Source organism: Pseudomonas sp. S2_A05 (genome assembly GCF_054668485.1).
Genome location: NZ_CP162775.1, coordinates 5,587,264 through 5,601,537 on the forward strand (window position 1 = coordinate 5,587,264; position 14,274 = coordinate 5,601,537).

10 protein-coding genes and 1 other RNA gene are annotated in these 14,274 nt (G+C 58.2%); 3 read left to right on the forward strand and 8 right to left on the reverse strand.

What is annotated here, in order from left to right; translation table 11 throughout:
- Positions 1-214: 214 nt before the first annotated feature.
- From AB4O12_RS25215 to AB4O12_RS25225, 3 genes are all read left to right on the forward strand, one after another.
- On the forward strand, positions 215-2,020 hold the full coding sequence (locus AB4O12_RS25215) for an HsdM family class I SAM-dependent methyltransferase (protein ID WP_460059910.1): 1,806 nt from the start codon (positions 215-217) through the stop codon (positions 2,018-2,020).
- Entirely contained in the window at positions 2,020-3,096 is a 1,077-nt protein-coding gene (locus AB4O12_RS25220) for a BsuBI/PstI family type II restriction endonuclease (protein WP_460059911.1), read from the forward strand. The genes AB4O12_RS25215 and AB4O12_RS25220 overlap by 1 nt, the downstream gene beginning before the upstream one ends.
- Before the next feature lie 640 nt (positions 3,097-3,736).
- A complete protein-coding gene (locus AB4O12_RS25225) occupies positions 3,737-4,648 on the forward strand; it encodes a restriction endonuclease (RefSeq protein WP_460059912.1) in 912 nt (303 codons plus the stop codon).
- 603 nt (positions 4,649-5,251) lie between these two features.
- Here the strand turns inward: AB4O12_RS25225 and ssrA are convergent.
- The 8 genes from ssrA to AB4O12_RS25265 all read right to left on the reverse strand — a co-directional run bounded on the left by ssrA (position 5,252) and on the right by AB4O12_RS25265 (position 14,219).
- Positions 5,252-5,639: a transfer-messenger RNA gene (gene ssrA, locus AB4O12_RS25230) on the reverse strand.
- 95 nt (positions 5,640-5,734) lie between these two features.
- On the reverse strand, positions 5,735-6,010 hold the full coding sequence (locus AB4O12_RS25235) for a hypothetical protein (protein WP_016771781.1): 276 nt from the start codon (positions 6,008-6,010) through the stop codon (positions 5,735-5,737).
- A gap of 206 nt (positions 6,011-6,216) precedes the next feature.
- Positions 6,217-6,498, reverse strand: a complete 282-nt coding sequence (locus AB4O12_RS25240) for a hypothetical protein (RefSeq protein WP_460059913.1) — start codon at positions 6,496-6,498, stop codon at positions 6,217-6,219.
- 112 nt (positions 6,499-6,610) lie between these two features.
- Complete coding sequence (locus AB4O12_RS25245) at positions 6,611-9,421, reverse strand: FAD-binding and (Fe-S)-binding domain-containing protein (protein WP_460059914.1); 2,811 nt, start codon at positions 9,419-9,421, stop codon at positions 6,611-6,613.
- Complete coding sequence (locus AB4O12_RS25250; protein ID WP_256809572.1) at positions 9,418-10,089, reverse strand: LutC/YkgG family protein; 672 nt, start codon at positions 10,087-10,089, stop codon at positions 9,418-9,420. Before AB4O12_RS25250 ends, AB4O12_RS25245 begins: the two co-directional genes overlap by 4 nt.
- Entirely contained in the window at positions 10,086-11,543 is a 1,458-nt protein-coding gene (locus AB4O12_RS25255; protein WP_122750846.1) for a LutB/LldF family L-lactate oxidation iron-sulfur protein, read from the reverse strand. The genes AB4O12_RS25250 and AB4O12_RS25255 overlap by 4 nt, the downstream gene beginning before the upstream one ends.
- Entirely contained in the window at positions 11,540-12,364 is an 825-nt protein-coding gene (locus AB4O12_RS25260; RefSeq protein ID WP_041477925.1) for a (Fe-S)-binding protein, read from the reverse strand. The genes AB4O12_RS25255 and AB4O12_RS25260 overlap by 4 nt, the downstream gene beginning before the upstream one ends.
- A 160-nt stretch (positions 12,365-12,524) precedes the next feature.
- Positions 12,525-14,219, reverse strand: a complete 1,695-nt coding sequence (locus AB4O12_RS25265; protein WP_016771776.1) for a lactate permease LctP family transporter — start codon at positions 14,217-14,219, stop codon at positions 12,525-12,527.
- Positions 14,220-14,274 lie beyond the last annotated feature (55 nt).

Here is a 14,274-nt window from a genome sequence, read left to right on the forward strand (position 1 = left end):
TTCACTCGTGGCAGATACTTACAGCGCCATAGGTACGCGGCCTCCAGAAACTCGCTGAAGAAGTTGCATACCATCTGACCTGACTCCGACTGGAAGATGGTTGCGTAATGGCTCTTTTGCGACCGTTGGGTGTCACTTATCACGCAATTTGCACAAAAGCGGTTGGCAGGACGCCGAGTCCTGTAGAATCCCAGCCCGCGAAAAAGGGGGAAATATGGCTCACACGGCACAGACGAAACAGGCACAGCAAGCGGACCAAACGGCTGCGGAATCCCCCAGCCAGGTGCTGGCCTCCGCTAGAGTCATGGCTCGCGCCCTGGTTGCCACTTTTCCGGCGGATCACCAACTAGCCCTTGCGCGTGCATTTGGTGTGCGCCTGATCGAGGCTTGGTGGTGTGGTTTGACCAGCGTCGACATCGTCCCCCAAGAGTTACGTTCACCGCTCCATCCATTCCCTACCGAGCCGCTGCCAGAGGCTGCCGCCGCACTCGCGGAAACAATTGGTCGCACTGCCGCAAAATTTAATGCAGAGACCGCCGCCTATCAAATTGGCCTCACCTATACCGGTATGCTCCCAGCCGAGCATCGTGGGGAGTACGGTATTTTCTACACTCCACCTGTCTTGACTGCCCGTCTGCTCGACCAAGTAACGGTAGCTAATGTTGACTGGGCGAAGTGTCGTGTGCTTGATCCTGCTTGCGGTGGAGGAGCCTTTTTGGCACCCATCGCCCAGCGGATCATGGACGAACAGAAGCATTGCAGCCCAAAGTTTCTAATGCAGAGCATCGGCAATCGCTTGCGCGGCTATGAAATTGATCCCTTCGGGGCTTGGCTTAGCCAAGTCACCTTGGATGCTGTGGTACTGCCGATTAGCCGGCTGGCCGGCCGTAAGCTGCCCGTTATGGTTACCGTTTGCGACTCGCTTCGCCGCAGCCAGCCGAAAGACCGTTTCGATTTGGTGATCGGCAATCCTCCATATGGCCGAGCCAAGCTCGACGCCGAGACTCGCGACCGTTACAAGCGCTCGCTGTATGGCCACGCGAACCTGTATGGGCTGTTTACCGATCTGGCGCTACGTCACACCAAGTTGGGCGGCGTTATTGCCTACGTCACCCCGACCTCATTTCTAGCCGGCGTCTACTTTAAAAATCTACGGGCCTTGTTGGGGCGCTCAGCGCCGCCGCTGACCATCGATTTCGTTACCGCTCGAAAGGGCGTTTTTGACGACGTGCTACAGGAGACAGCTCTGGCGACATATCGTAAAGGCGCGGACAGTGCTCCAGTCGTTGTTGCCGAAATTGCCCCATCCATGAACGGGCTGGATGTCCAGCAGACGGGCAAGATCATCCTCCCCGCCGACTCATCGCTTCCTTGGCTCTTGCCGCGCACGACTGAGCAGAGCGCTCTGGTCCAACGGCTGACGCACATGCCCTACCGTCTCGCCGACTGGGGCTATGGCGTAAGTACTGGCCCGTTGGTGTGGAACCGTTTCAAGAGTCAGCTTGCGCATCGCCCAAGCAGCAAGCGGCTGCCACTGATCTGGGCTGAAGCAATCACCGCCGATGGCCGTTTCGTATTCCGCGCGGATAAAAAAAATCATGCCCCATACTTCGAGCTGAAGGCCGGGGACAATTGGCTGGTGACCACTAAGCCCTGCGTTCTGCTGCAGCGCACCACGGCCAAGGAGCAAAGTCGGCGCCTCATAGCCACAGCGCTGCCTGCCGAGTTCCTAGAAAAGCATGGCGGCGTCGTCATCGAGAATCACGTCAATATGATTCGGCCGATCATCGAATCACCAAGGATTCGCGCTGATGTGCTGGGTGCATTTATCAACAGCTCGGCCGCAGACCGCGCTTTTCGCTGCGTAAGTGGGTCTGTCGCCGTCTCTGCCTACGAGCTGGAGTCTCTGCCGCTGCCATGCCCCGACGAACTTGTAGAGCTGGCGCGGCTGGTCGATGCCGGTGCTGATCGCGAATCCATTGAGAGTGCATGCAATCGATTGTTTGAAGGGGATATGTAGTGCTGCCACCTTACGTACCAAGGGAACTGGTCGCTGAAAGGCTCCCGCTGATCTTCCCGGAAGGCACACCGAATCGGATTTACTGCACTCGCGAGTTAGCTGCAAGCGCTGTATTTGCGATGTTGTATATCGGGGCTGTGGAGCACTCCAGCGTTAGGTTGGGGCCTGTGCATGTATATCGCATGACCGATGTACAGGCGGCCAATGATAGCGATGAGGAGCGCCTCAGCTATAGATCTAACTTGCGCAAGAAGTCGTTCGAGATTCCCGGCAAGCGGTGGTACGCCGATAACACCCGTGAGCCTATTCGTGACGAGACCCTCCGCGAGGGTCTTGTAGCAGTTGGTGCAGTCATGGAAGACAAGGATGTTCCCACCACATCCGGTAAGCCTCGCTATGCTCTCAAAACTGATCTGGCTGCCTTGTTCGACCCTGCACTCCAAGGCGAGCAGTTAGAGGAGGCTATTTTCAAGTGGCAAGATGAGCACCTGAATAAAGGTGCGCTTGCGCGGATTTCGCTGATGCGCATGGGAGCTGCCGACCAGGAAGGCGTGCTTGTAAAGTTTCCTAATGGCGAAACGCGCACATTGTCCTATGGCCCTAGTTCGTTGATTTCTAGGGCAGTCGTCGAGGTTTTTGCCAAGCAGTTTCTGGAGAAACCTGCTGTGCTTTGGCTCAGTGAGTCGAGCAACAAGGTTGCCATGCAGGATCTACGCATGGCTTCCACCATCGGACTCGACATTGACGCGCATAAAAATTTACCTGATTTGATTTTGGTGGATCTCGGACCGACCAATCCCCTGATCATCTTTATTGAGGTGGTTGCTACCGATGGCGCAATTACCGCTCGCCGCCAAGATGCCCTTTTTGACCTGACGGACAATGGCGGCTTTAAGCGCTCACAAGTCGCTTTTGTCACGGCATATGCGGATCGGGAGTCGGCAGGCTTCAAGAAGACCGCCACAGGATTGGCTTGGGGTTCTTTTGCCTGGTTCATGAGTGAGCCCGATAAAATTCTCATGCTCCGTGACGGAGTGGGTTCTCTGTCTGGCTTAAACCAGCTGCTAGGTCCTTAGGGCCTACTAGCAAGGCGCGATTGAGTGTTAGCTAGGCTCAAAAAAATACCCTTTAATGGACCAGTCCCTTGCTCCGTTTAAAAAGGATTTTGTTGGACCGGAGTGATTTCATAGGTAGGCATGCTGCGAATAATTCCTCATGCGATTATTTGAAGAGCTGTGGATATTCTTTCGGAAGGTGTCTAGGGGGGGATATGGCGGATAAAGATTGGACCGAAATGGCATACGCGGCAGTGCGACAGGTCGCTCAGAGGCAGCCAGAATTCACACCCGACGACATATGGGCAACTGGGCTTCAGAAACCAAGTGAAGCGCGCGCTCTAGGTGGTGTGATGCGCCGGGCTCGCGGAGAGGGGCTCATTGAGAAAACGGGACGTGTACAGCCGACTAGGCAACCAGAAAGCCACGGTACCGATGTAACGGTCTGGCGTTCACTGATATACGTGGACTCAAGCGCATAGGCCCGTTTTTGTCGAGCGCAGCAGGTATGGGAAAAGGTGACGGACTTATTTGAAGAAAATAAAGCTGTCACCTTTTTTCTGAAGAACCGAGCGTTTGCGCTAGATGCTCGAAACGGCAGCTACCCTCGATGAGACTCGTACGGCGGTGTCTGAAGCAGGCGGTAAATTAAGGAGCAACAGTGGCTATTCCGGATTTTCAAAGTGTGATGCGCCCCGTGTTGAGCACTGTACAGAACGGTGCGACGCTGCCGCTAAATGAGTTGCGCGAGCGTGTAGCCGATCAGTTTCAGTTGACCGAGGACGAACGCAAGGAGCGCCTGCCTTCCGGTTATCAGACGGTGATCAACAATCGAGTGGGCTGGGCTCGTACCTATTTGAATAAAGCTGGGCTGCTTTGCATTCCGACCAAGGGCATGGTGCAAATTACTCCGCGAGGCCTTGACGCCTTGGCCAATGGCCCGCAGCGCATCACGGTTAGTTGGCTGAAGCAGTATCCCGAATTCGCAGAATTCCATACTGCCAAAGCGCAAGTAGATGATGTCCCCGCTGTGCTGAACGTTGGTACGGCCGAAACCACTCCAGACGAGCAACTAGCAGAGGCGCATCAGGCACTGGTGCAGTCTTTGGCAGATGAGCTGCTGACGCAAGTTAGGCTGGCCAGCCCTAGCTTCTTTGAACAGTTGGTCGTCGATCTCATGATCGCCATGGGATATGGCGGCTCGCGTAAAGAGGCTGGTAAGGCGACCCAAGCGACCAATGATGACGGCATTGACGGCATCATCAAAGAAGACAAGCTAGGCCTTGATGTGATTTATCTGCAGGCCAAGCGCTGGGCCAACACTGTTCATCGCCCCGAAATCGACAAGTTTATCGGCGCACTCACTCGACAGCGCGCGCGCAAGGGCGTGTTTATTACCACCTCGGACTTTTCTGAAGGGGCTCGCACAGCAGCGCTCGGGCTGGATATCAAAGTGGTATTGATCGACGGTGTTGAACTGGCGCGCCTGATGGTAGAGAACAACCTGGGCGTGAGCATCAAGCAAGTTTACGAAGTGAAGCAACTCGACAGTGACTACTTCGCGGGCGAATGACTTGCAACGTCGCTGGCAGGGGCAGTCAACGTGCGGGACATTTTTCAAGGCTAGGGCCCTGCTTAACGTGGCCTGCTACAGCTCCTATCCCAATTGATAGCGAAGGCTTGCCGACGTTCAACAATCGCTCATGTCAGTAAATCGTTTGGTACGGGCGATTGAGCCAGTCTTTCCACGAAGGATTGCTTTGGCACTTTCAGATGCTAAGTCTAGCGCTTGTGGGCTAGCGGCATAGACAGCCTCCACCTGCCGGTTACGTGAGAGCCTTTTGATTCTCATCATCTCTGAAAAGCCGAGGTCGTGTGCATGCGGGTGTTCGTTAATCATGGCGAGACTACCCATCAGGTTGTTGCGGCAAAGTTGGGTTAAGGCTAACACGGTCATTCGAGGTATTGAGCTCTCGCGCTAGCTAGAACCCCGTCCCATCGAGTCATTTTTCCTTGGCTCAGGCTTGGTCGTTATTATCACCGCTGAGTCTTATCGACTGTTGTTTGCTTGACCGTCTGGGGCTGGTGGGCGGATTGGCTACCGGAACTGAAGTCCTTGATTGCACCGAATCCCAGCCACAAAAAAAGACGCCCTAAGGCGTCTTCTTCATCGAGTTGGTGGAGCCGGGGGATTTGAACCCCCGTCCGCCAGTACTCCGCTGTCGGTACTACATGCGTAGCCGTGTCTATTAAGTTAACCCTCAGCGACCCGACGGGCAGGGTGCTTTGGGCGAGTTGTGTAAGTTTTAGCCGCTTCGTCCACAACGTACTGCACGGCGATTCTGTTCTATATGACAATCATTTCGGGTTTACAGACATCCCCTGATGATTGCTGGACCCGAAGGTACCAGGAGCATTGTCAGCTGCAATTAAGCAGCGAGAGCAACACCGTATTGGTCGTCATTGGCAACTATAAGTAGTTGCAACAGTGGATTTACGACTTCTGTTACCAAGTCGGCATGCACCTAGAGTTTCGCAACCGGCGTCGAATCCTAAACGGCCCCGAACTCATTGCCCGGTGAATCTGTTCGGGCAACAAGCGTGCACAGTGTACGTCAAAACGCTTGGCAGGCCAACCCGAAGGTTGGCCTGCGGGACATCAGTTACGCGTCGGGTTACGGATCTGCATCTTGCTGATGATGCCGTTGGTAACCTCGATGCATTCCTTGTCGTTGCCGGACGCCTGGGCCGCAGTGGCTTTTTCCTGTGCTTCCTTGATGTTATTCATGGAGCTTTCAGGAAGGGACGGCTGGCTGGTGACGAAATCTTTGATGCTTTGAAGATTCCCGGCGCAGAGGTCTTTGTCCGCCGCGAACACCGGCGAGGCCAGAAGTGCACCAGTGATAAACAATCCAGCAATTGCAGAATGCTTCATGGGTATCTCCTTGAACGATGGGGGCTCGGTGCTGCCGGACGGTCTGGCCGCGATGCCGAGGTCAAGACAAGCGAGGTCAGTATAGGACCTGTCTGGTTGACCGCTTCGCTGCGCAGGAATTCGGTTTTATTTGCAACGAGTGTCAAAAGGCCAGATCGGTCGGCCAGGTGCCGATGCAGCCGACCTGTAAAAGGTCGGCGCATGAATCATTTTTTGGTGTCACCGGTAGCGTTTTGAATGTCCAGCAGGGTTTGCTGGGTCTCAGCGACACAGTCATCAATCCTGCCTTGTTCCTTGAGTTTGCGGGCTTTGTTGACACTGGCCGATACGCGCGCATTCAGGTCTGTCGACGTCAGGTATTGGGATTTTGCGCTATCGATTCTCTGCAGATTGGCATCGCATAAATCGCCAGGTTTTTCAGCGGCGAACGAAGTGGACGCCATCATCGAGGCAGTGACAAACAGACCTAACATTACAGAGCGGTTCATGTGTATCTCCTTGAACTGAGGGTTCAGACTTCGCTGACCGTTGAACAGGCCCCGAATCGTCCGGGGCATGTGCAGTGGACTACCGCCTCGCTCAAGGGTTCTGATTTTTTCCTCAGCAGGCTTTCGCCCGTGTCACCCGATCCACCAGATAAACCAGCCCGTGGTAGTCGATGCCACCGTGCTGGGTCAGGCCGATTTCGCAGGTGCGGCTGGTGGAAATGCCCTCGCTGCAGTGCTGCACGGCGTCCTTGAGCGTACGCAGCGAATGGCTGTTCAGCTCCGGTGTGGTGAAGCCTTTGTCGCCGGCAAATCCGCAGCAATGTATGCCTTCGGGAATCACCACGGTGTTGCTGCATTTGCGCGCCAGATCGATCAGCGCCTGGCTTTCGCCCAAGTGCTGAGTGCTGCAGGTCACGTGCACGGCAATCGGCGCTTCCTGGGGTGTGAAGTCCAAGCGATCCAGCAAATGCGTACGGATGAAGCGCACCGGATCGTACAGATCCAGTCGCGTTTCGCCGATGTCCTGAACCAGGCGCAACGTACACGGGCTGGTGTCGCAATAGATCGGGTCGAGGCCGCCGCGACTGGCGTGGAGCAGGGCGCTGATCAGCTCCTGACGTTTGTGCTCGGCCTGTTCGGCGTAGCCTTTGGAGGCGAACGGCTGGCCGCAGCAGAGGTTGTCCTGATCATCGGGAAAGACTACCTGGTAACCGGCCTTTTCCAGCAGGCCACGGGTTTTGTCGTACAGCGACATCTGCTCTTTGTCACCCGCCGCCGGGCCCATGACCCGCGACACGCAAGCTGCCAGATAAACCACGCGCGGGCGCTCGTCGGCCACGCTCGGGCTGAAGCGAATGGCTTTTTCCGGCTGTGGCATGGCGTTGGTCCACAACGGCACCTGGCCTTTGGACAAGCGCGTCAGCGTCGCCGACAACTTCGCCAGACGCGGTGCGCCGAGCATCATTCGCGCACCGTTGGCGACGTGCAGGGTGAAGCGCGCGCCTTGTAGGGTCTTGGCGAAATTTCCTTCGATCCAGTCAGCGGTTTTATGATGCGTGGCGTGTCGGCCACGGAGCTTTTTCACCAGCTCGCCGGTGTTGATGCCTACAGGGCAGCGTTGCGCGCACAGGCCGGTGGCGGCGCAGGTGTCGATGCCTTGATAGTCGAAGGCTTTTTCCAGGTCGGTGGTGTCGACGCCGGCGCGCTTTTTCGCCTGGATATCGCGCCAGATGACGATGCGCTGGCGCGGGCTAAGGGTCAGGCCTTTCGAGGGGCAGACCGGTTCGCAGAAACCGCACTCGATGCACTTGTCCACAATCTCGTCCGCCGCTGGCAGCGGTTTCAGGTGCTTGAGGTGGATCTGCGGATCTTCGCTGAGCACCACGTCCGGATTGAGAATGCCGTTGGGGTCGAGCAGGCGTTTGAGCTGCCACATCAGTTGATAGGCGTCGCTGCCCCATTCCAGTTCCACGAACGGCGCCATGTTGCGGCCGGTGCCGTGTTCGGCTTTCAGCGAGCCGCCGAATTCCACTGCAACCAGTTGCGCGACGTCGTCCATGAACGCTTGGTAGCGTGCGATTTCTTCCGGGCTGTTGAAGCCTTGGGTGAAGACGAAGTGCAGATTGCCTTCCAGTGCGTGTCCGAAAAGGATCGCTTCGTCGTAGGCATGTTTGTCGAACAGCTCGATCAGGCGATTGACGCCGATGGCCAGTTGTTCGACCGGGAAGGTCACGTCTTCGATGATTACTGTGGTGCCGGTTTTGCGCACGGCGCCGACGGCGGGGAAGGTGTCTTTGCGGATGGCCCAGAGGCGGGCGTTTTCCACCGGATCTTCGGTGAAGTCGACCTGCTTCTCTACGGGGAAATCGCGCAGCGACGCCATGATTTGCGCCAGTTGTTCCTGCAGCAATGTTGACGAAGCCGCGCGGGATTCGATGAGCAGCGCGCAGGCATTTTCCGACAGCAGCTGTACGAAAGCGGGCATGCCTTTTTTATCCTGCACCGAGCGCAGACTGCGTCGGTCGAGCAGTTCCACGGCGGATACCGGTTGGCTTTTCAGCACGGTCACCGCGTTGCAGCAAGTCTCGACATCGGGGAACACGATCAGCGCCGAGGCCTTGTTCGGGTGATCGATGACGGTGTCGTAAGTCACCGCACTGATAAAGCCGAGGGTGCCCTCGGAGCCGACCAGCAGGTGGCTCAGGATATCCACAGGCTCGTCGAAATCCACAAGGGCGTTGAGCGACAGGCCGGTGGTATTTTTCAGACGGTATTTGTGGCGAATTCTCGCGGCCAGTTCGGCATTGGCGCGGGTCTCGCGTCCCAATGTCGCCAGTTGTTCGAGCAGTTCGCCGTGGCTTGAACGAAATGCCGCGACGCTGGCAGGGTCTTCGCTGTCGAGGCGCGTGCCGTCGGCCAGCACCAGCCGAATTCCGGCCAAGGTGTGATAGGTATTCTGCGCGGTGCCACAGCACATGCCGCTGGCGTTGTTGGCGACGATGCCGCCGATCTTGCAGGCATTGATCGACGCCGGGTCCGGGCCGATCTTGCGCCCGAACGGTGCCAGCCAGGCATTGGCCTGCGCGCCGATCACCCCCGGTTGCAGGCGGATCTGCGCGCCTTGGCCGCGAATCTCGCGGGCATTCCAGTTATCCCCGAGCACGATCAGCACGGAGTCGCTGATCGCCTGCCCGGACAGGCTGGTGCCGGCAGCGCGGAAGGTCACCGGCACCTTGTCGCGCTGGGCCAGTTGCAGCAGCGCCACGACTTCGTCTTCAGACTCGACGCGGATCACCAGTTTCGGGATCAGCCGATAGAAACTGGCGTCGGTGCCGAAGGCTAGGGTCGACAGCGGATCGTCGAAACGCCGGTCTGCTGGAATCAGTTGCTCGGCATCACGCAGGAAAGCAGCAGGAAGACTCATTGATCCTCCAGAATCAGCACGACCAGATCTTTCGGGCCATGCGCGCCATACGCCAGCACCTGTTCAATATCGGCGGTTTTCGACGGGCCGGAGACCAGCAGCGCGTTGGTCGGCATGCCTTGCGCCCATTCGAATTCCTCTTGCACCTGATAGAAGTTGTCGCGGATTTCGCTGGCCTTGAGCAGGGCGAAATGCACAGGCGGCACCAGGCTCATCAGGCGCGGTTCTTCACGGGTTGGCCAGATGATCAGGCTGCCGGTCGCGGCGATGGCACCGAGGGTGCCGGTGAGGCTGGCCGGGGTGTCGTTGAACAGTTCGGCTTTCCACTCTTCCATCGGCCGGTCGTAGGACTTCAGTTCTGGCAGCTCTGGATTGTTCGCCCAGTGCTGTGCGATGCGTTGCCCGTGCGGTGTGGTCGGTGCGATCAGCAGGCTCGGCAATTGGCGGTCGCGCAGCAGTTGCGCCAGTAATGCCGGCCACTCGGCGCCCGAGGTCAGGTGGATTTCGGTGTGCACCGCCTCCATCAGTTTGCGCAGTTGCGGGATGCGTTGCTCGGCGCTGTAGGTGTAGGGCTGGGTGACCAGATCGACATCGAAGTTGTCGGCAATTGGCGTGGTGCCGGTCAGACTTTTCCGCAGCTTGCCGAGGATATTTCGCTTGGCGCTCATCGACGCTCTCCCTGTTTGGCCAGATGCTCGCGGGCCATGTCATGCAACGAACGCGCGGCCGGTTTTGGCGCGCTGTGGTTTTGCGTCCATGGGCCGATATTGCTCGGCGTAAGGGCGCGCAGGCGCGTGGCGAAAAAAGCGAACAAGCGGTACAGCGTCGGCGAGCTGTTGAGTCTGGCCCAGGCGTTCCAGATGAAGCGCTCCTTGCGCGAATATTTGCTGCCCTGGCCGCGCATCACCTGATTCGGTGCGTCCGGGGCTTTGACGTTTTCCTCGCGCAGACGGCGCAGGATGGCCGGGATTGGAATTTTCACCGGGCAGACTTCACCGCAGGCGCCGCACAGTGAGGACGCGCTCGGGTGGTCCGGAACCTTGGCCAGGCCGACCATATGCGGGGTGATGATTTTGCCGATCGGCCCCGGGTAGACCTCGCCATAAGTGTGGCCGCCCACTCGGGTATACACCGGGCAATGATTCATGCAGGCGCCGCAGCGGATGCAGTTCAGGGTCTGGCGCAATTCACTGTCGGCGAAGGCCTGGCTGCGACCGTTGTCGAGCAGGACCAGATGCACTTCCTGCGGGCCGTCGAGTTCATGTTCCTTGCGCGGGCCAGAGATCATGTTGACGTAAGTGGTGATCGGAATGCCCAGCGCCGAGCGCGTCAGCAGTGACAGCAGCGGCACCACGTCGCGCAGGTTTTCCACGACTTTTTCGATGCCGGTCACGGCGATATGCACCGGCGGCACGGTGGTGGTCATGCGCCCGTTGCCTTCGTTTTCCACCAGCAGCAGGGTGCCGGTTTCGGCCACGGCGAAGTTGACGCCGGAGACGCCGATGTCGGCTTCGAAGAATTTCTGCCGCAGGACCCTGCGACCGATCTGAATGAGTTGGTCAACGTCCTTGGTGTATTCCACGCCAAGTTTGTCGTGGAACAAGGACGCGACCTGACCGGCATTCTTGTGGATCGCCGGCATAATGATGTGTGAAGGCTTCTCGTGGTCGAGCTGGACGATGTACTCCCCCATGTCGGACTCCAGACATTCAATGTCCCGAGCCTCGAGGAAATGGTTCATCTCCATCTCTTCGCTGACCATCGATTTGCCCTTGATCACTTGCCGCGCCTCGTGAGCGCGGATGATCGACAGGACGATGCCATTGGCCTCGTCCACCGTTTCCGCCCAGTGCACTGTCACACCGTTGCGGGTCAGGTTCTGTTCCAGTTGCTCGAGCAGGTCGGGCAACTTGGACAGCGCGCGGGCCTTGATCGAATTGCCCAGTGCGCGCAAGTGTTCTCTTTCGTGGGCATCGCTGAAAGCCGCTGCCCGCTTGGTCATCAGTGAATCCATGGCAGTGCGGAAGTTGTTCCGCAGCTGCTGATCACCCAAGGCATTGTGTGCCCGGGTGCGGAAATCTTCTTCTACGGCGACCGTAGGAATAATCGTTGAGGTGCTCATTGTGCACCTCCGGTTCGCTGCCAGAGGAAGCTCGCCAGATGTTGCCCGCGTAACGCCTCCTGCTGTTTCTCCAGCGCGCCGTTGATGTTCATCAAACAGCCGCAGTCGGCACTCAGTACCTTGTGTGCGCCGGATTCTTTCAACGCACGGGTCTTGTCAGCCACCATCGCGCCGGAAATGTCTGGCATACGGACGCTGAATGTCCCACCGAAGCCACAGCATTCGCTTTCGTGGTCGTGATTGACCCGCTCCACATTGCTCAACTGCGCCAACAACTCGCGGCCGTGCAGGTGGGTGTTCATTTCGCGGCGTGCCGAACACGAGGTGTGCAGCGCGACTTTCACCGGTTCGCCGCTGTCCTTGAGCTGCACCTTGCAGACGAACAGCAGAAACTCGGCCAGTTCATAAGTGCGAGCCGCAAGGGCCTGCACCTGTTTCAACGTTTCCGGCTCGTCCTTGAACAAGTCGGCGTAATGCTCGCGCAGCATGCCGGCGCAGGAACCCGAGGGCACCACCACCGGATAATCCCCGGCAAACAACGCCAGTTGCGAGCGCGCTACCGTCCGCGCCTGCTCGGTGTAACCCGAGGTGTAGGCCGGTTGGCCGCAGCAGCTCTGCCCCTGCGGATACTCGACCCGGATCCCTTCGCGCTCCAGCAGATGGATCGCGTCCATCCCGGCTTCGGGGTAGAACAGGTCGACCACACACGTGCCGAACAGGTAGACCCGCGACGGTTTCTCGCTGGGGTATTGCCGAGGTTCGGGCAGTGGCGGTGCCACGCGGGTCGCGTTCGGCACAGCGTTGTAAAAAAGCTCGCTCATCAGGCGTGTCTCCGGGGAGGCCCGGTTATCCGTCTGCTGCGGCTGCCGAATATAAAGCGCATTGCTTTCAGCAGCCTTACAGACCCGGTGGTGAATTGCTGACGCCGGATCACGGGCCGGCGTCGGTTATTTCCGTCTTTCTTGTAGGCGTCTTGTAGGTTTAGTGCACCAGCATGCCGGTGAACCAGTAGGCCTGAGCCAAGGTGATCAAACCGACAATCGTTGCAAAGAATAGGCTGTGCTTGAGGGTGAAGCGGAACAGATCCGATTCCTTGCCGACCAGACCGGTCGCGGCGCAGGCCACGGCGATCGATTGCGGCGAGATCATCTTGCCGGTCACGCCGCCGCTGGTATTGGCCGCCACCAGCAAGGTGTCGTTGACGCCGATCTGGTGGGCAGTGGTCGCTTGCAACGAACTGAACAGCGCGTTCGACGAAGTATCCGAACCGGTGAGGAATACGCCCAGCCAACCGAGGAATGGCGAAAAGAACGGGAACGCCGCGCCAGTACCCGCCAGCACCAGGGCCATGGTCGAGGACATACCGGAGTAGTTGGTGACGAAGGCGAACGCCAGCACCATGCCGATCGAGAGGATTGGCCAGCGCAGTTCGTAGAAGGTCTCTTTCAAAGTGGTCAGACCAGTTTTGAAATTGATCTTCAGTACCAGCATCGAAATCAGCGCGGAGAAGAAAATCGCCGTGCCGGTGGCGGAAATCGGGTCGAGTTTGAATACCGCTGGAATGGCGGTCGGGTTGGCCACGATTGGCGCAGTCTTGATCACCAGTTGATCAAGGTGCGGAATCGCGAAGTTGAACACCCAGCTGTACATCGAACCGCCGGCGGCGAACATCGCTTTGAAAGGCTTCAGCGTCCAGATCGTCACCAGCACAGTGAGGATCAGGAACGGCGACCACGCCTTGAAAATTTCCCCGAGGCTGTAGGGCGACGCGACGGTGGTGCGCTTCTGGCCGAAACCGCCGACGCTGGCGCTGACCACCGAAGCCGACACGGCGCCGACGATGTGCTGGCCGGCGGCACGGCGCGGTTGCCAGACCTTGAGGAACAGGGTCAGGGAAATCAGGCTGGCCAGCGCCGAAGTGATGTCCGGCAGTTCCGGGCCGATGAAATTGGAGGTGAAGTATTGGGTGATGGCGAAACTCAGACCTGCCACCAGCGCGGCCGGCCAGGTTTCGCGCACACCGCGCAGGCCGTCCATCATGAACACCAGCCAGAACGGCACGAACAGCGACAGCAGTGGCAGCTGGCGACCGGTCATCGCGCCGATCTTGAAGGCGTCGATGCCAGTGACCTGGCCTGCAACGATGATCGGAATCCCCAGCGCGCCGAACGCCACCGGAGCGGTGTTGGCGATCAGACACAGGCCGGCGGCGTACAGCGGGTTGAAGCCTAGGCCTACAAGGAGTGCGGCAGTAATCGCTACCGGCGCGCCGAAACCGGCGGCACCTTCCAGAAATGCGCCGAAGCAGAAACCGATCAGCAACACCTGCAAGCGTTGGTCATCGGTGATCGACAGGACTGAGCTGCGGATGACCTCGAACTGACCGCTCTTCACCGTCAGCTTGTAGAGGAACACTGCCGCGACAATGATCCAGGCAATCGGCCACAGACCATAAGCGAAACCATAACCAGCGGCGGCGAACGCCATGTCCACTGGCATCTGGAAGGCGAAAATCGCCACGGCAATCGAAAGCGCGAGGGTGATGCTGCCGGCCACATGGCCTTTGAGACGGAACACCGCCAAGGCGAGAAAGAAGAACACGATGGGAATGACGGCCGCGAGAGCGGAGACGCCAAGACTGCCGAGCGGACTGTAGAGCTGTTGCCAGGTTTGCATGGTGGGGTGGCCCCTAATTGTTGTTGGTCAGGCACTGTGAGCAATCTTGGATAAT